This is a genomic window from Mesorhizobium sp. M0601, assembly GCF_040320845.1.
GTDB lineage: Bacteria > Pseudomonadota > Alphaproteobacteria > Rhizobiales > Rhizobiaceae > Mesorhizobium.
Genome location: NZ_JAMYQK010000046.1, coordinates 24,992 through 43,117, shown reverse-complemented (window position 1 = coordinate 43,117; position 18,126 = coordinate 24,992). Strand labels below are relative to the sequence as shown.

Genomic DNA, 18,126 nt, shown 5'->3' with positions numbered 1-18,126 from the left:
TTTTCAGCGACTGCCACGTTAATGAACTGGTTGAGCGGCACGCCTTCGCTCTCCGCCACCTTGCGCGCCTCATCCAGAAGCGAGACCTGAAGTCGCAGTGCGAAATTGCTTCTTCTCATGTCTTTTTCTCCAATCCTCTCAGCGCCTCACTTGGCGACAGGACCATGATACCGAAGCGCTCGGCCAGCTTGCCGAAGTCGCGTAGGTTGAACGTCACTATAGCATCCGCCCGTCCGTTTACCGCCGCTTCCAGCACCATGTCGTCGTCAGGGTCGCGCACGGCGGGCCGCCAGAGAAAGAGAAGGCGAACCGGCTCGGCGACGGACGCCACGGCATCTAGCAACGCGTTCACATCCTCAGCCGACAGGCCGGAAGCCTCAAGGTGCTCGGGCCTCGTCATGACCGCCTCGTACTCGATCATCACCGGCACCGAAGCAATGAGCGTCAGCCGGCGTTCCAAAGCCGCCACCAACAGTTGGCGCGAGGCACCAGCGTCACTTCGGATCGCCGCCACCATGGTCGCCGTATCGACAAGCAGTCTCATGCAGGCATATTGGATATCGCGTGCGATATTGCAAGAGGACCGAGCTTTTGGTAATTTGGCCCGGCTTCGGGATCCCAAATCGCAGCGCGCAAGTATTTGCACGCCACACTACGGCCGCGCGGCAACTGAACTTGTCTTGCCGATCATCACGCCGCTCAATGCCCTCGATCTATACAGAAGAGCGGGCATGCCATGGTGGACGAGGCCAAACCTGGGAACGACAGCGCAAGTCACGATTACAGGGCTGACATGTCGGCACGAGATATGGTTGAACGAGCCGTCCTGTCGATCGCCCGTTTGTTGGGTCGGCGGGCTGCTCGGGAGCATTTCGAGGAATTGCAGGCGGCCAACGACAACAATGTCCACCTCTTGAGAAAACACCGTCAGAAGGGGAGGGTGGGGCGCGAGGAGAGGGCGTAGGGGCGCCCCGCGCTCCGGTGCTGGCCCGTTCGATGCGGGTAAGGACCGGAGGCCCGCCAAGAAATCAGTCCGGCTATTTGCGAACGATGCCGCGCAATCGACGCTGCGCCGCCGTCTCTTTGATCACGCCAGCAATTTTGCGGACAAATGCGGGGCTGAACGCGCCGATCGGCGTCGTCGTCACCAGATCATAGGCTTCATCGACCGGCACCCGGTTAAATTCGTCCAGGATCAGCCATGACGGATAGTCGAGGCCGCCGCGGCGGCATTCGATTTCGCTGATGGCGAGATGCGGGCGCGACCGGTCGGGTTTTTGCGAAGTCAGCGGAAAGAGAAACAAGGCTGCGGGCGTTGCTAGCGTCCGGACAACGATGCAAACCGGCCTCTCCTTGCGTCCGGATTCCTCGCCGGCGTCTGCTTCCCGCGCCCATAGGTAATAATATCGGAGCAGATCGCCAGCTTTAAGCATCGGGCGTGTCGCCGGAAATTATGGCATCCAGTCCTGTCATGAGTTCATTGTGGACATCATCCGGTGCGTCCTCGATCGTATAGGCGACCGAATGCGGCTGGCCGACGAGCTGGTGGTACTGAGCAGCGGACAGGATGACGAGCTTTTCCTTGCCGCGCTTGGTCAGGGCCACCGGCTCGATCAATGCCGTTTCGAGGATTTCGCCTGACACGCGATTCATGTCGGAGAATGTGAATTGCTTCATCGCCGTACTTCCTTTTAAAGTACCTATAATAGGTAATTCACGTAAGAAAAGCAAGAATGGTGGCGCCCACGCGCCACCTTTCCTATCAGCATCGACCCGCTCGAAAGAGCGGCATTGTCCGTTCATTGCTGAGTGCGGCGCGGTTGGTCTGGAACGTGTGGCCGTCCCAATCCTTCCATGCCTCCCAGCCTGGGGTCGGAGCAAGAACAGTTCCCAGCGACACGAGGTTGAACGGAGCATGAACGTCATGCGGCGTGGCGTAACCGAGCCGGAAGTCTGAGCGACCGGAAGCTTTCACGCATCTGATGTTCTGTATCCCAGGTATAGATGCCGGTCAGATTGATGTGTTCCCAGCTCAGCGGCGAGACGTGCTTGAGCGGATGATCCGGGATCTCGCGGTTGCATTTTGCGCAAGTGGGTGACGGCCCGTTCGATATAGACCGTATTCCAATGCACGATCGCGCTAACGATGAGGTTGAGGCCGGAGGCGCCGCCGTCGCCGCGCCGGTCGCGCCAGCCATCGATCGTATCGGAGCGGCTGACCGCCGTGACGTGCGCTGGCAGCGATGTAGATGAGCCTAAGGACCGATTAACCATAGACACAACTTCTGCTATTGCCGAACAAGAGGATATTCCTCCGGAAGCTCATCATCCATGGCTATCGTTCAGTGCACGGCAGCCGGGGCTTTAATACCTGCAGCGCATGGCCGAATCTGCTCGCGTTCGCCCTATTTCACGGCTTTCACTTCCACGCGCCGGTTGAGAGCGCGCCCCGAATCCGTGGCATTGTCAGCGGTCGGTCCATTAGCCCGCGGCCGTCACCACTATAAACGAGGTTGACAAAACAGATGGCTACACCGGGCTCAACGAGGCTATGTTGGGTCCCGCGGGCATGGTGGCTGATCAGGTACGCCATAGCTGCGAGTAAATGCGGCACCGCGGGCTCGGCCCGACCGGTGCAGGCCGATATTCCCAAAAACCTGCGTATGAAGTTACTCGGTCTTTCCACTTCCGCGCTGCTAACCACGATGAATTCCGCGGCCGCCCTGTCGTACTGCGCGCCAGATGACGAACCTTGTCGGCAATCTACCGATTTTCCGATTCTTATTCTATTCGGAGTTCTGGTTGTGATGGCGATGGTCTCCAAAGTCATCACATATTTCCGGCAGAAACAGGGGCGAAAATAACGGAGTGGGCGGCTGCGCATAACGGGCGGCGCGCTATAAACTTGGAGCCAATGTTTAATCACTGGGCTGCCTATGCAGCGTTTGAGGGCAACTGTGAAGCGGCTTTTTATCGCGGTTCTGGTCGCATCTGCGGTTCTTAGTTCTCAGGCTAGGTCCGCAGTCGATCCAATGATCAAGGCCGAACAGAGCGCGCTAATCAGATGTAATTTGGGGTGGGCCGCAAAACTAGCGGTCCAGCCTGGCGCCCCGAGTACCTTAGCAAGAAAAGCGCAGCAATTGTGCGCGGGAGAAGACGCAACGTACGACCGCGTGGTGCGATTGTCCCTTCGTTACAAGGTGATCGCCGACAGATACATGCGCAAAATACATGCCTCTCAATTGAGGTCTAATGCAGCGATGATTGTTAAAGTCCGCGCTCTGATGAAAAAGAGAAGGCCATAACTCCCCTCGGCTGCTATGCGCAGATCGGCTTGCGGATGATAGTCTCAGTGATCGCTGCGGCCTTACTCAATGCTCTCTGAAGTCCTGCAGCGAAGCGTGACGTAGATCCTCTTCGCCGCGCATATGCTTCACGCGGCCGATTAGCCCAGCTTGACGGGTCGTGACCTAGGAGAATCCGCTGACTAATTTCTTTGTCCAGCTTGCAATTGCGAGCCCGCAAGCGACGCCGACACAATCGGCAAACCAGTCGAACATATCCATGTCGCGGCCTATCATTTGCATGCCCTGGAGGATCTCGATCGCGGCGCCGGTAAGAGCAAGAAAAATGGTCAGTCTTGCCCTGTGCTCTGGCCAACCGAGACTGCCGATAGCCGTCAACACGACGAAAGCTGCGGCGTGATTGAGCTTGTCATCATGAGAGGTGAAGCCGAAGCCAAAATTCTGCAAAAGCCACTCCGGTGAGAGTGCGAGCACGAGGACACCGGCCAGTGTGACCAGAAAAGCAGTCCTTGCCGCGATGGGAAAAGATCTTGCACGCAAAAAAATGGGGTCACTCCTTTTCCGACGTTACAGGCCGGTACTTCGAACATAGCCGTCCGCACCTAGCGGCACATTGGAACAGAGTCCACTGCCGCGGGAGGGCTAGGCAAAAGCCATTAGCTGGCATTCCGCGTTCAATGCGGCAGGATCAGGGCGGGCGTCAACCACCCGAGAACCGAGCCGCTCATGCTTCAGCATTTTCGGCACGCGCCGTCTGCACCATTTGCGAAGTTCGTCGCGGGAGCCCGAGAGCTGCTCTCGTTGGCGACCGGGTGGGCATCATCGGCGGAATGAACTCGGGACGGCCGGCGCCGGTACTACAACTTTACGCACCCAGTCAATACTAGGCACAAAGCTTATATTAGCCAGAGCGAACGGAACGTGATTCTGGAAGGGAAGCCGCGATGCTGCGGACCGCGTCCTTCATCTACGACCGCACAAGATTGTCAACAATCTGTAAAAGTTTTGTTGACAGATAATAGATTTGAGCCCTCACTCACAAAACTCCGCGTATCGGTCGAGTTCTGTCGCAACAATGCGCGGCCTCCAAAGGGGAAAGAACAATGATCAATAGACGTTCAATAATCACATTCGCCGCGCTCGGCACCGTCTCTGCGCTGGCAATCATGGCCGGCGGCACAATCACGGTGCACGCCGCCAACAAGGAACTCAAGATCGGCTTTGTCGGCGTGACGAGTGGCGCGGCCGCTGCGTGGGGCACATCCAACGTCCGCTCGATGCAGACGCGCGCCGCCTGGATCAACGAAACCGGCGGTGTGAAGATTGGTGACGAGACCTATGACATCAAAATCGTCACCTTCGACGATCAGAAGGACCCCAAGCGGGCGATCGCCGGCATGGAGAAGATGGCCCAGGAGGGCATCCACTATGTCGTCGGTCCGAATGTTGACGATGGCGCGGCGGCGGTGCGTCCCGTGGCAGAATCCAAGGGCATCATCTATTTTCCCTACGCATTCCCGAAGGAACTCTACACCCCACCGGCGTCCAACGCTGTGCTCGGCATGATCGCCAACTACCAGTCAGCTCCGGCGATCTACAAATATCTCATGGAAAACAGGGGCGTGAGAAAAGTTGCCTTTGTCGCCGCCAACGAATCCGATCCGCTGAGCCAGCGGGATGGCGGTGTTGCCGCGGCAAAGGCGCTCGGACTTGAGGTTGTGGCTGCCACGGACGTCTACCAAAACGATACCCGCGATTTCACACCGGTACTGACGCCGATCGTTCTGCAAAAACCGGACCTGCTGGTGCTTTCGGGTGTCGCGCCCGGCAATGCGCCGCTGCTGATCCGCGCCGCGCGCGAGCTCGGCTACGAAGGTCTGATCTCCACCGAAACGGCCCAGGATGCCAAGGTGCTGGAAGAGGGCGCGGGTGAGTTGGCCAACGGCTTCATCTCAGTCGGCGGCGCATCGACGCCCGAAATCGCGTCCGACATGATGAAGGAGTTCGTCGACCGCTATACGAAAATGTTCGGTGAATACAATGACGAATCCAACACCAAGGTCTACGCGCTCGAATACATCATCGAGACGCTGAAGGCGAACCCGGCCGCGATCGACAATGTCGAGGAGTTCAAGAAGACGATCGACACTTTCTCGGCGCCCAATCCCTATCTGAAGGGCGATGCCAAGCTGACCTATGTCGGAATGACGTCGTTTGGCCAGAAGCGCCAGCTTTCGGTCCCGATGGTGGTCACGGAATACCGCGACGGCAAGTTCGAGACGCTCTTCGTCGCTCAAGTCGATTGACGCAACTGCACTGAAGCGGATTGCCGCAGAGGCTCGTGCATTCGTCTTGAGCCTCTGAATGGCCGGGGAACCATCCTGATGGAACAAGTCATCGCCAACGGGCTCTATCTTGGCGCGCAATACGCCTTGATCGCGCTCGGTCTGACCCTGATCTTCGCGCTGATGAACGTGCTTAACTTTGCCCATGGGCAGATGTACGTTCTCGGCGGCTTCATCACCTACACCGTCTATGGCCAGCTCGGCATGCCTTTCGTCGTCGCGCTCGTTGCGTCCGGGATCACGCTGCTGGTTATTGGAGCGCTGGTCGAGAAATTCCTTTTCAGAACGGTGATCAAGCGAAGCGTGCGGGAGGAAAGTACGATGCTTCTCGCGGCGGCGGTCGCATTCTTCCTCGACGCCGTGATCCTCCTCCTGTTCGGTGAAAAGCAGCGCGGCGTGCCGAAGATCGTCAAAGGCGTCTTCGTCTCCGACAGCCTCATAATGCCTTACGACCGGCTGCTGGTCGGCGCACTCGCCATACTGTTCATCGCCTCCTTCGTGCTTTTCATGCAGTACAGCAAGCCGGGACGCGCCATGCGGGCGCTGGCGCAGGACCGGGTCGCGGCGCAGCTTATGGGCGTCGAGGTCGACCGCTATTCGATGATCGGCTTTGCGCTCGGCGCCATGCTTGCCGGCATCGTCGGCGGGCTGCTGGTCGCCATCACCGGCGTCAATTCGGGCATCGGCGGGCCGATCTCGATCAAGGCGTTCTTGATGGTGATGATCGGCGGGGCCGGCGTGGTCAGCGGAGCGATCGCCGGCGGCTTCATCCTCGGCATGATGGAATCGGTCGGCCTGACGGTGCTACGCCAATATGGCGACGTCACTTATCTAGTCATCTTCGCCGCGCTGATGGTGTTCCTGAGCATCCGCCCGAACGGGCTCATGGGCAAGCCGTGGGGGTGATCGACATGAAGCGTACACGCAACATCCTCGGCGTCGCTGTCTTCCTGCTGGTCGTACTCATCGGCGTGCCCTGGCTGATCGAGGCGACCGGTCGGCTCGACCTCTACTACACGCTGACTTCGGTCGCGCTGCTCAGCATCGCCAGCGCCGGGGTGTGGGTGACTTTCTACATCGGCCGCATCAATATCGGCCAGGGCGCCTTCGCGCTTATGGGCGGCTATGTTTCGGCCATCCTTGTCGTCCAGTATGGTGTGTCGTTCTGGCTGACACTGCCGCTGGCTGGGCTGTTCTGCGCCGCTGCAAGCGTGCTGATCGGGCTGCCCATCCTCAGGCTTCGCGGCGTCTATTTCGCCATGGTCACGCTGGTTTTGACCGAAGTGGCGCGGCTGCTCGCGCTGGCACTGCCGATCACCAACGGAGCCAAGGGCATGGTCAGCATTCCGCTCCCCGGCGGCATCTCGATCTTCGGGCTGAGCATCCTTCCGGATTTCGCGACGCTCGCCAATCCGCGTCCCGCCTTCTATCTGGTGTCGGTTGCGCTGATGGTGCTGTGCTTTGCCGGGCTTTACCGCCTTGTCCATTCGCGCATCGGCAAACTCTGCCAGTCGTTGCAGCAGAACGAGGAACTGGCCTCCTCGATCGGCGTCAACATCGCCTATTTGCGCGTCATCGCCTATGCCATCTCCTCATTCCTCGGCGGTCTCGGCGGTGCGATGTTCGTCGCCATCTCGCAATCGATCTATCCGTCGAGCTTCACCGTCACCGACTCGGTGAACTTCATGCTGAACTGCTTCCTCGGCGGGCTCGGCCACGTCTTCGGGCCGATGATCGGCACCTTCGTGCTCTATTTCGGCTGGGATTTCCTGTTCGAGACCGGCGAGTTCCAGTTGCTGATCTTCTCTTCGGTGCTGATCGCGCTGATGCTGTTCCTTCCCAACGGCCTGCTCAGCCTCAGGCTGTTCGGCAAGAAGCAGGGCTAGGACCATGACTGAGCTTCTCCAGATCAAGGCAGTGATCAAACGCTTCGGCGGGCTGGTCGCGGTCAACAATGTTTCCTTCGCGGTCCGCGAACGCGAGATCCTTTCCGTCATCGGCCCCAACGGCGCCGGCAAGTCGACGCTGTTCAAGCTGATTTCCTCTTTCCTCAATCCGACCTCGGGCGAAGTGCTGTTCCGGGGAGAGCGGATTTCAGGCCTGGCGCCGCATATCGTCGCCCGGAAGGGCGTCGTGCGCACGTTCCAGGAGACGACGATCTTCAAGGGCATGACGGTGCGCGACAATGTCATAATCGCGCATCACCTGCGTTCCAATGCCAGCCTTGCCGGCTTCTATCTCGGCACGAATACCGCACGACGCGACGAGGATGAATTCGGCCGCTCGGCCGACGAGATCATCGACTTCCTCGGTCTCGGCGCGCAACGGCATGAGATCGCCAGCACGCTGCCGCACGGCCATCTGCGCGCCCTCGGGATTGCCATCGGGCTCGCCACGAACCCGACCGTGCTTCTGCTCGACGAGCCCTTCGCCGGCATGAACCATGACGAAACCGTGCGCGCGGTGGAGATGGTGCGCGGCGTGCGGAAGCGCGGCGTGACTGTCCTGCTGGTCGAGCACGATATGCCCGCCGTCATGAACATTTCCGACCGCATCGTCGTCCTGAACTTCGGTGTGAAAATCGCCGAGGGAACGCCGAAGGAAATCCAGGAGAACGAAAAGGTCATCGAGGCCTATCTCGGCGCCGAAGATGAGACGATCGGATTTTAGCCATGAGCGAACTGCTGAAGGTCTCGGACGTCGAACTCTACTACGAGCATGTCTATGCACTGAAGGGTGTGTCGCTGAGCGTCAACGAGGGCGAGACGGTAGCGCTGATCGGCGCGAACGGCGCGGGAAAATCTTCGATCCTGCGCGCCATCACCGGCCTGAAGAAGGTCCGCAGCGGCCAGATTGATTTCCAGGGCCACCGCATCGACGGAACGCGCCCGGACGAGCTGGTCAGGATGGGCATCGCCATGGTACCTGAGGGTCGGCGCGTCTTTTCCTACATGACGGTGCGCGACAATCTGATGATGGGCGCCTTCACCCGAACCGACAAGGCCGAAATCGCAAGGACGCTGGACATGGTGCTCGGGCGCTTCCCGCGCCTGAAGGAACGCTATTCCCAGACGGCGGGTACGATGAGCGGCGGCGAACAGCAGATGCTGGTGATCGGGCGGGCGCTGATGGCCAAACCGAAGCTTCTGCTGCTCGATGAACCCTCGCTCGGCGTCGCGCCGAAGCTCGTTCAGGACATCGCCCGCTCGATCGTCGCGATCAACCGCGATGAAAAGGTCAGCGTGCTGCTGGTCGAGCAGAATTCGCGCATGGCGCTGCGCATCTCGCAGCGTGCCTACGCACTGACCACCGGAAAGATCGCGCTGGCCGGACATTCGGCTGAGCTGCTTGGCGACGACCGGGTCAAGAAACTCTATCTCGGCGGCGAAATATGAAAGCGCAAATGGACGTACTCGTCGTCAATCCCAACACCACCGCGTCCATGACCGAAAAGATCGGCGAGGCGGCGCGCCGCGCGGCTTCGGCCGGCACCAGGATCATCGCCGTCAATCCGAAGGACGGGCCGCCGAGCGTCGAAGGCTATTTCGACGAGGTCTTCGCCATCCCGGGAATGATCGGCGAGATCCAAAAACATCCGGCGGCGAGCGCCTGCGTCATCGCCTGCTTCGACGACACCGGCCTCGACGCAGTACGCTGCGTCGGCGAGATGCCGGTGGTCGGTATCGGCGAAGCGGCGTTTCACATGGCGAGCTTGATTGCCGGCAAGTTCAGCGTGGTGACGACACTGTCGCGTTCGGTGCCGGCGATCGAGCACAATCTGGTGCGGTACGGCCTCGCCAGCCGCTGCGCCAGGGTGCGGGCCAGCGACGTTCCCGTTCTGGAGCTCGAAGTGCCTGGCTCCAACGCCCGCCATCGAATTTCGGAGGAGATCGAGCGCGCCATCCGCGACGACCGGGCCGAAGCGATTGTGCTGGGATGCGCCGGCATGGCCGACCTCGCCGCCGCGCTCAGCCGCGAACATAGGCTTCCCGTGCTCGACGGCGTCGCCTGCGCAGTAAAACTCTGTGAGAGCCTCGTCGGCCTTGGCCTGTCGACCTCAAAGCGCGGCGGCTACCAGGTTCCACTCGAAAAATCCTTCGCCGGAATCTTTGCGTCCTTTTCGCCCTCCGGCCGTGTATCCTGATGCGTGCAAAATTGTTGACATTCCCACACAGGATGTTCGATGTCCGGCCGGAAACGCGGTGTTCGCGCCGCTAAGCGATCCGGCCGCCGGGACAATGAGACGATGGACCTGCTTGGGCCAAAGCCACGGGATGGCGACAAGCCGACGATGCGCTGGTTTCCGGTCTATGCCGGCCTGCGCGACGCCATCGTCAGCCACCGCCTCGCACCGGGCACAAAACTACCCGAGGACGAACTCGCCTCGATTTATTCGGTGAGCCGCGCGGTGATACGCGCGGCGCTGCAGGCGCTGTCGCATGACCGCTTGGCTCGGCTCGAGCCGAACCGCGGCGCGTTCGTCGCCCAGCCGACCAAGCAGGAAGCGCGCGAGGTGTTCGAAGCGCGGGCGCTGATCGAGCCCAAGGTCGCCGCGCTTGCCGCCGAAGTGGCAAAGCCGGCCGAGATCGCGCAACTGCGGCTTCATCTCGAAAAAGAGCACGAGGCCCTGCATGCCGGCCGCGACAGCGACGCCATCATGCTGTCGGCAAAATTCCATGTCGGCATCGCCGAAATCGCCGGCCATTCTATCCTGACCGGTTTCGTCAAAGACCTGCTGTCGCGGTCGTCGCTGATCATCGCGCTCTACTGGCGCCGCCGCGACACCACCTGCGAAAGCCACGCCCATCACGCCCTCGTCGACGCCATCGAAAAGCACGACGCACAAAACGCGTCCGACCTGATGCAAAGCCACCTCGTCGAACTTCTGTCGGGCCTTGATCTGTCGCTTGGCGAGAAGAAGCCCGAGAGCCTGTCGGACATCTTGCGCTGATCTGCGCTGTCAAACTCTTCGCCAAGCTTCGCATTGCAGATGTCGTCGCGAGCTGGACGAATATCGGATCACCCGCAACCGACACCGGCCACGAAGCTCGCGCGTAAGTGGCTCTCAAAGCTAGGCGGCGTCTTGGCCTCCCGATCCAGTGGTGGCAGGAGGTGGAGTGCCGAGGACTGGAGGGCGCGCGCCGTCATCTGGCGGGGAAGCGGAGCGGCCGTTCAGGCCTCTACTACTATTGTCGGCGCGCCGGGTCTGGCATGGCCGATGATGCGAGCCAAAGGATAGCCGTCCGCGACGATCCTCTGGACGAGCGCCGCTGCGCGGTCGGTTTCGCAAGCAACCAGCAACCCGCCCGAAGTCTGTGGATCCGTGAGAAGATGGCGTCGCCACTCGGGCATGCCGGGAGGTAAGCTTACCGCGTCGCCATAGCTCGCCCAGTTGCGCCGCGATGCGCCGGTAACGTGGCCGTCGACTGCGAGCGAGGCAGCTTCGGAAAACAGCGGCACGTCGTGGCTGCAAATTATCAGCGCGCACCCGGAACCGCGTGCCATCTCGAGGGCATGTCCGAGCAAGCCAAATCCGGTCACGTCGGTGACGGCGTGGACGCTCGCGTCCTGCGCCAGCTCCGATCCGATCCGGTTGAGAAGGGTGGTGGAGGCGATCATTTCGCGATAGCCGCTCTCGGAAAGCGCCTGCTTCTTGATGGCGGCGGAATAGATGCCGACGCCGAGCCCTTTCGTCAGGATCAAGGCGTCACCCGGCTTGGCGTCAGAATTGCGTCGGATATCTCCGGGTCGGCATGTGCCGATGACTGCGAGGCCATAAATCGGCTCCGGCGAGTCGATCGAGTGGCCACCTGCAACCGGGATTCCGGCGTCGGCGCAGACAGCTTCGCCACCTTTCAGGATTTCGCGGACCATGAGCGTCGGGATCTTGTCGAGAGGCATCCCGAGGATCGCCAGCGCCATGATCGGCCGGCCACCCATCGCATAGATATCGGACAGGGCGTTGGTTGCGGCAATCCGGCCGAAATCGTAGGGGTCATCTACCATAGGCATGAAGAAGTCGGTGGTCGCGATGACGCAAGTCGCGCCGTCGAGTTGCCAGACTGCCGCATCGTCGCCGGTCTCCGTGCCGACGAGAAGCTGATGATAGGGACTGGCAGCCGCCGGATCAGCGAGAAGCTGCTGCAGCACTGACGGTGCCAGCTTACAGCCGCAACCGCCGCCATGGGCGAGGCTGGTCAGGCGCACAACGGGCGCATCGGTTATTTCGGGCGAGAGGGCGATTGCCATGGTCGTCGAGCCTCCTCTGCTGGCACCCTTTAGTAGGGATCAAGGTCAACCGGAATGGAAAATACGATCGCGCCAACGCACGGCGCGTTTGGAGCACGCTTGCTCTCAGCGGATTTCGTTAAGTTGGGAAAGGCAAGCACCGTATCCGGCGTGCGAGGCATCGCCGTCATTGGGTATCGATCGAAAGGCGCCCCGACCCGCGGGAGCTGTTTCATCACCACGCTTTACTGTATGGTAATGCGTTCGTTTTCGTCAATCGCAGTCGCGGTCACGAAAAGATGACAAGAATATTCAACAATAATACACAATGCCGATTTGCGGGCACAAACCTGTTGCAGGAAGGCGGTTCGGAGGGGCACTTTTGCTGCACCGTACGCACCTCGTTCTTTGGCATTGATTTTATTTGGTCCGAGACTAGTTACCCGGATTAAACCGTTGGTTCGAGTTGCCTTGTGGGGCACCGGCTTCGGGAGGAACCCATGAACATCGAACTTTCTCGACGCGCGTTCCTGCAAACAGCAGGCGCGGGTCTCGCCGGTACTACGCTTGGAGCCCTCGGCTTCGGCGATAGCGAGGCCGCACACGCGGCGGCTATACGGCCCTTCAAGCTCGCGAACACCACCGAAACACGCAACACCTGTCCATACTGCTCGGTGGCTTGCGGCATAATCTTGTATTCGAAGGGCGATCTCAGAAAGGGCGAGCCGGCCGAGATAACCCATATCGAGGGTGACACTGATCATCCGACCAATCGCGGCACCTTGTGCCCCAAAGGGTCGGCCCTGCTCGGATTTGTCAAGTCGCCGACCCGTCTGCAACATCCGATGATCCGCAAACCGGGCTCGGACAAGTTCGAGCCGATAAGCTGGGAAGACGCGCTCGGCCGCATCGCCCGCCTGATGAAGGACGATCGCGACAAGAACTTCGTCGCGACGAACAATGACGGCGTGACGGTCAACCGGTGGATCACCACCGGCTTCCTCGCCGCCTCGGCTTCGACCAATGAAACCGCGTTCGCGACCTACAAGGTGGTCCGCAGCGCGGGCATGCTGGTGTTCGACAACCAGGCACGTGTCTGACACGGCCCGACGGTGGCGAGTCTCGCCCCAACATTCGGCCGCGGTGCAATGACCAATTCCTGGACCGACATCAAGAACACGGATCTCGTCGTCATCATGGGCGGCAATGCCGCGGAAGCGCATCCTTGCGGCTTCAAATGGGTCACAGAGGCGAAGGCCAACCGCGGCGCCAAGCTCATCGTCATCGACCCGCGCTTTACGCGCTCGGCTTCGGTGTCGGATCTTTACGCGCCGATCCGCCAGGGAACGGACATCGCCTTCCTGCTCGGGCTGATCAACTACTGCATCCAGAACGATAAGGTGCAATGGGACTATCTGAAGGCCTTCACCAACGCGACGTATGACGTCAAGGAGGGCTTCACCTATCAGGACGGCCTCTTCTCCGGCTATAACGAGGCGAAGCGAGACTATGACAAGTCCAGTTGGGACTATGACATAGGCACGGACGGCTTTGCCGTTGTCGACGCGACATTGGCCAATCCGCGCTGCGTCTGGAATCTGCTCAAGAAGCATGTCGCGGTCTACACGCCGGAGATGGTCGAGCGCATCTGCGGCACACCGAAGGACCGGTTCCTGAAGGTGGCCGCGATGGTCGCCGAGACATCGTCTCCGACCAAGGCGATGACCTCGATGTACGCGCTCGGCTGGACCCAGCACTCGAAGGGCTCGCAGAACATCCGCGCCATGGCGATGCTGCAGCTTGTTCTCGGCAATATCGGCATACGCGGCGGCGGCATGAACGCGCTTCGCGGTCACTCCAACATCCAGGGGCTGACCGACCTCGGGCTGATGTCGAACCTGCTGCCTGGTTATCTGACGCTGCCGACTGAGAAGGAGGTCGATCTGGCAGCCTACATGTCGACCCGAGGCTTCAAGCCGCTCCGGCCGAACCAGATGAGCTACTGGCAGAACTACAGGAAGTTCTTCGTAAGCTTCCAGAAGTCAATGTGGGGCAACGCGGCAACGCCGGAGAACGGCTTCGCCTATGACTACCTGCCGAAGCTCGACCTGCCGGGCTACGATCTGCTGCGGGCTTTCGAGCTGATGCACCAGGGCAAGATGAACGGCTATTTCTGCCAGGGCTTCAACCCGCTACAGGCAGCTCCGAACAAGAAGAAGGTGATCGAGTCCCTCTCGAAGCTCAAATACCTCGTCATCATGGATCCGTTGGACACGGAGACGGGCCGGTTCTGGGAGAACCACGGGCCGTATAACGATGTCGATCCGTCGCAGATTCAGACGGAAGTCTACCAGCTTCCCTCCACCTGCTTCGCCGAGGACGACGGCTCGCTGGTCAATTCGGGGCGCTGGCTGCAGTGGCATTGGGCCGGCGGCACGCCCCCCGGTGAGGCCAAACGCGATACCTGGATCATGGCGCAGCTCTATCTGCGCCTGAAAGAGCTCCACAGCAAGGAAGGTGGCGCCTTCGCGGATCCGATCGTCAAGCTCAACTGGCCTTATGCCGATCCCGGCGATCCGAAGGCCGAGGAGCTTGCCCAGGAGATCAATGGTAGGGCGCTCGCCAGGGTAACCGACACGGCCGACCCGACAAAGGTGCTGGCCGAGGCCGGAAAGCTCTTGCCGGGCTTCGCCGCGCTGCGCGACGACGGCTCCACCTCCTGCGGCTGCTGGATCTATTCCGGCTGCTTCAACGAAAACGGCAACAACATGGCCAGGCGGGACACCACCGATCCTGACGAAACCGGCGCCTATTCCAAATGGGCGTTCTCATGGCCCGCCAACCGCCGCATTCTCTACAACAGGGCGTCGGCTGACCTCACCGGAAAGCCTTGGGATCCAAGCCGCAAGGTGATTGAATGGGACGGCACGAAATGGTCGGGCTACGATGTCCCCGACATCTTGCCAACGGCAAAGCCCGATCAAGTAGGCCCGTTCATCATGAATCCGGAAGGCGTCTCGCGCCTCTTCACCCGGGGCATGATGCGCGACGGACCATTCCCTGCGCATTACGAGCCATTCGAGTCGCCCATCGCGAACCCGATAGCTCCCAAAGTTCGCGGCAACCCCGCAGCGCGGGTGTTCGAAGGCGATATGGCCCAGTTCGCCGAATCGGCTTCGCAGGAGTTCCCCTACGCGGCGACCTCCTACCGGCTGACCGAGCATTTCCACTTCTGGACCAAGCACGTCATCACCAATGCGGCGATGCAGCCGGAGTTTTTCGTGGAAATTTCGGAACAGCTTGCGGCCGAGAAGGGCATCACCAAAGGCGGCTGGGTGCGCGTCTGGTCGAAGCGCGGTTCAGTTGTGGCGAAGGCCATGGTGACCAAGCGGATCAGGCCGCTCACCTGCGATGGCAAGACCGTCCACATCGTCGGAATACCATTGCACTGGGGCTTCACGGGAGCGGCGAAGAAAGGCTTTGGCCCGAACATGCTCACCCCCTTTGTCGGTGACGCCAACATCGAGACGCCGGAATACAAGGCGTTCCTTGTCAATATCGAGCCCATCGCCGGGCCGGTAGCGTAGGAGGAGTAAGCGATGTTTCCTCCACTTCCAAATCCTTCGACGACGGATACCGCACCGCGATTTTCCGACAAGGACCTCATCCGCCGCTCTGCCTCGACGGTTCCCGCGCCCGAGCAGCAATTGACGGAAGTCGCCAAGCTCATCGATGTTTCGAAATGCATCGGCTGCAAGGCGTGCCAGACGGCCTGCATCGAGTGGAACGACACGCATCCGGAGATCGGCTTCAATACCGGCGTCTATGAGAATCCTGCCGATCTGACGCCGGATATGTTCACGCTGATGCGCTACAGCGAATGGGACAATCCCGAGACGAACGAACTCGAATGGCTGATCCGCAAGGATGGGTGTATGCACTGCGCTGACCCGGGCTGCCTCAAGGCTTGTCCGGCACCAGGCGCCATAGTGCAGTATTCGAACGGCATCGTCGATTTCGTCCATGAGAACTGCATTGGCTGCGGCTATTGCATCAAGGGTTGCCCGTTCAACATTCCGCGCATCTCCAATGCACGCTCTGTTCCGACCGCGTGGCTGTCGGCCAGGGACCAGCCTGCGCCAAGGCCTGCCCGACCCAGGCGATCGTGTTCGGTACAAAAGACGAGATGAAACAGCACGCCGACGGCCGCATCAAGGACCTGAAATCGCGCGGCTATTCGAATGCCGGCCTCTACGATCCGCCCGGCGTCGGAGGGACGCATGTGATGTATGTGCTGCACCATGCCGACCAGCCGGAACTCTATTCTGGTCTGCCGAAGGAGCCGAAGATCAGTCCGCTCGTGGAGGCGTGGAAGGGCGTGACCAAATATGCCGGCCTCACCATTCTCGGCGTGGCGGCCGGCGTCGGCCTGCTTCACCATCTGGTGATGGGACCGAACAGGGTGTCCGAGGCGGATGAGGAGCATGCCGAAGAGCTGACGGAAGGCGACAACGATGGCCGCATATGACGTGAAGCCGAACGAGCAGGTACATCCCGGCAAGCCAGTCATCGTGGACCGCTACACGGTGAGCGCGCGGATCAACCATTGGATCACGGCGGCCAGCCTGATCCTGCTCGCCTTGTCCGGCCTTGCCATGTTTCACCCGAGCCTGTTCTTCCTCTCGGGGCTGTTTGGCGGCGGCCAGTTCACGCGCTTCATTCACCCATGGATCGGCGTCTTGCTCTTCTTCAGCTTCCTTGGGCTTTTCCTTCGGTTCTGGAAGGCCAATTTGTGGAGGCCCGAGGACGGAACATGGCTCGCCCGTTTCCGTGACGTATTGTCCAATCACGAGGACAACGTCCCCGACGTCGGCAAGTACAATGCCGGCCAGAAGCTCGTCTTCTGGTCAATGTCGATCCTAATCATCATCCTGATTTCGAGCGGCATCGTCATCTGGCAACAATATTTCGCCGCTTACACCACGATCGGCCAGCAGCGGGTGGCGCTGCTTGTTCATTCGATCGCTGCCGTGGCGATCATCGGCGTCTGGATTATCCATTTCTACTCGGCCATCTGGGTACGCGGCACCATTCCCGCCATGACGCGCGGACGGGTGACCGGCGGCTGGGCTTGGCGGCATCATCGCAAATGGCTGCGTGAACTGATCGCAGGCAAACCGGACGGACGTTCGGGATCGAATCCTGCCGAATGAGCGAGTATTTGTTTTTACGCAATTCCGGACGGAAAACCGCTATACACGTTTCGTGGAATTGCTCTGGAGCAGTATCAAGCCGACCACGTGGCCCGTGAGGTTCGTGAGGTTGAAATGCCAAGGCAACAAGATCCGTCACGCCCTGACCCGACTGTAATCGGCGAGGTCTCGGCCCCACCCTTTGCGCGCCTGCCTGATCCGCGGACCTTGTTCATTCGCCGCTCCGAGCGATTGAATGTGTTGGCGGATGACCACCAGCTCGGCCCCTATCTCCGCTTCCTCGCTGCACTGACGGATGCGCAGCACCGCATCCAGGACGGCTTGCCGGATGTCAAATTGCCGACCGCGGAGGCGCGCGAGCGCGCACGAACCTTCGGTATGCCGCCGCTCGATCGCAACCAATTCACTTCGGAAGCTGCCCTTGGAATGACGCTCGGCCGCCTGTTCGAAGTGGCAGCCACGATCGAAAAGCCCGAGGCAGCCGCAGCCGCCTTGGACAGGCTGGCGAATATCGATGCGTCCGGGGTCGACTCCATGGCGCGCAATGTGCTCACCGATGCGATTCCAATGAACGCGCTTGCCGAGCATGTCTATGTCGCGGCCGCGCTGCAGGTTCACTTCGCCCGCCTCGCGGCATGTCTCGACAGCTCGAAGCTGGTTCCGGTTGCCGATGGCGCCTGTCCGGCCTGCGGTGGGCCGCCCGTATCCTCGATCGTCGTCGGTTGGCACGGCGCACACGGGGCGCGGTTCTGCGTCTGCGCGCTGTGTGGAACATTGTGGAACCACGTCCGTATCAAATGTACGCTGTGCGGCTCGACCAAGGGAATAGGCTATCAGGAAATCGAGGGAGGCCCTGGCACGGTCAAAGCCGAGATCTGCGATGCATGCGGCTGCTATGTAAAGATCCTGTACCAGCACAAGGATCCGGCTCTCGATCCGGTCGCCGACGACGTGGCGACGCTCGGCCTCGACCTGCTCGTCCGCCAGGGTGGCCATCGCCGCGGATCGTTCAATCCGTTCCTTGTTGGCTATTGA

General features: G+C 60.5%; 16 protein-coding genes and 2 pseudogenes. 11 read left to right on the top strand and 7 right to left on the bottom strand.

The window, feature by feature from the left end:
- The 6 genes and pseudogenes from NKI41_RS33385 to NKI41_RS28445 all read right to left on the bottom strand — a co-directional run.
- Positions 1–119: toxin-antitoxin system HicB family antitoxin (locus NKI41_RS33385; protein WP_502901252.1), on the bottom strand; the 119-nt coding region annotated here is incomplete at its 3' end.
- Positions 116–544: a putative toxin-antitoxin system toxin component, PIN family gene (locus tag NKI41_RS28465; RefSeq protein ID WP_352686055.1), complete on the bottom strand. Its 429-nt coding sequence runs from the start codon at positions 542–544 to the stop codon at positions 116–118. The genes NKI41_RS33385 and NKI41_RS28465, both read right to left, overlap by 4 nt.
- A 493-nt stretch (positions 545–1,037) precedes the next feature.
- Positions 1,038–1,304 (bottom strand): hypothetical protein, encoded by a 267-nt coding sequence (locus NKI41_RS28460; protein ID WP_352474562.1) that lies wholly within the window; start codon positions 1,302–1,304, stop codon positions 1,038–1,040.
- Positions 1,305–1,425: 121 nt separating this feature from the next.
- On the bottom strand, positions 1,426–1,677 hold the full coding sequence (locus tag NKI41_RS28455) for a type II toxin-antitoxin system Phd/YefM family antitoxin (protein ID WP_352474563.1): 252 nt from the start codon (positions 1,675–1,677) through the stop codon (positions 1,426–1,428).
- A gap of 245 nt (positions 1,678–1,922) precedes the next feature.
- Positions 1,923–2,166 (bottom strand): annotated as a pseudogene (locus NKI41_RS28450) (Tn3 family transposase); the annotation flags it as partial.
- 1,304 nt (positions 2,167–3,470) lie between these two features.
- Positions 3,471–3,752, bottom strand: coding sequence for a VanZ family protein (locus NKI41_RS28445; RefSeq protein ID WP_352503771.1), 282 nt, complete (start codon positions 3,750–3,752; stop codon positions 3,471–3,473).
- A 656-nt stretch (positions 3,753–4,408) separates the two neighbouring features.
- Between NKI41_RS28445 and NKI41_RS28440 the strand changes: the two genes are divergently transcribed.
- The 7 genes from NKI41_RS28440 (at position 4,409) to NKI41_RS28410 (ending at position 10,601) form a co-directional block, all read left to right on the top strand.
- Positions 4,409–5,611 (top strand): ABC transporter substrate-binding protein, encoded by a 1,203-nt coding sequence (locus NKI41_RS28440; RefSeq protein WP_352474565.1) that lies wholly within the window; start codon positions 4,409–4,411, stop codon positions 5,609–5,611.
- Positions 5,612–5,689: 78 nt separating this feature from the next.
- On the top strand, positions 5,690–6,556 hold the full coding sequence (locus NKI41_RS28435) for a branched-chain amino acid ABC transporter permease (RefSeq protein WP_352474566.1): 867 nt from the start codon (positions 5,690–5,692) through the stop codon (positions 6,554–6,556).
- 5 nt (positions 6,557–6,561) lie between these two features.
- The gene (locus NKI41_RS28430; protein ID WP_352618545.1) at positions 6,562–7,536 is read left to right on the top strand and encodes a branched-chain amino acid ABC transporter permease; all 975 of its coding nucleotides are present in this window, start codon (positions 6,562–6,564) and stop codon (positions 7,534–7,536) included.
- A 4-nt stretch (positions 7,537–7,540) separates the two neighbouring features.
- Positions 7,541–8,320: an ABC transporter ATP-binding protein gene (locus NKI41_RS28425; RefSeq protein ID WP_352686053.1), complete on the top strand. Its 780-nt coding sequence runs from the start codon at positions 7,541–7,543 to the stop codon at positions 8,318–8,320.
- Positions 8,321–8,322: 2 nt separating this feature from the next.
- Positions 8,323–9,045 (top strand): ABC transporter ATP-binding protein, encoded by a 723-nt coding sequence (locus NKI41_RS28420; RefSeq protein ID WP_352686051.1) that lies wholly within the window; start codon positions 8,323–8,325, stop codon positions 9,043–9,045.
- Between the two features lie 8 nt (positions 9,046–9,053).
- On the top strand, positions 9,054–9,794 hold the full coding sequence (locus NKI41_RS28415) for an aspartate/glutamate racemase family protein (RefSeq protein WP_352618539.1): 741 nt from the start codon (positions 9,054–9,056) through the stop codon (positions 9,792–9,794).
- A gap of 102 nt (positions 9,795–9,896) precedes the next feature.
- Complete coding sequence (locus tag NKI41_RS28410) at positions 9,897–10,601, top strand: GntR family transcriptional regulator (RefSeq protein WP_352618571.1); 705 nt, start codon at positions 9,897–9,899, stop codon at positions 10,599–10,601.
- 221 nt (positions 10,602–10,822) lie between these two features.
- Here the strand turns inward: NKI41_RS28410 and selD are convergent, their stop codons facing one another.
- The gene (gene selD / locus NKI41_RS28405) at positions 10,823–11,899 is read right to left on the bottom strand and encodes a selenide, water dikinase SelD (RefSeq protein ID WP_352686049.1); all 1,077 of its coding nucleotides are present in this window, start codon (positions 11,897–11,899) and stop codon (positions 10,823–10,825) included.
- A gap of 479 nt (positions 11,900–12,378) precedes the next feature.
- Between selD and fdnG the strand changes: the two genes are divergently transcribed.
- From fdnG to fdhE, 4 genes and pseudogenes are all read left to right on the top strand, one after another.
- The gene (gene fdnG / locus NKI41_RS28400; protein ID WP_352686047.1) at positions 12,379–15,465 is read left to right on the top strand and encodes a formate dehydrogenase-N subunit alpha; all 3,087 of its coding nucleotides are present in this window, start codon (positions 12,379–12,381) and stop codon (positions 15,463–15,465) included.
- Positions 15,466–15,477: 12 nt separating this feature from the next.
- A pseudogene (gene fdxH / locus NKI41_RS28395) lies at positions 15,478–16,406 on the top strand (formate dehydrogenase subunit beta).
- Complete coding sequence (locus tag NKI41_RS28390) at positions 16,393–17,091, top strand: formate dehydrogenase subunit gamma (protein ID WP_352451684.1); 699 nt, start codon at positions 16,393–16,395, stop codon at positions 17,089–17,091. The pseudogene fdxH and the gene NKI41_RS28390 overlap by 14 nt, the downstream one beginning before the upstream one ends.
- 114 nt (positions 17,092–17,205) lie before the next feature.
- Positions 17,206–18,126, top strand: coding sequence for a formate dehydrogenase accessory protein FdhE (fdhE, locus tag NKI41_RS28385; protein ID WP_352686045.1), 921 nt, complete (start codon positions 17,206–17,208; stop codon positions 18,124–18,126).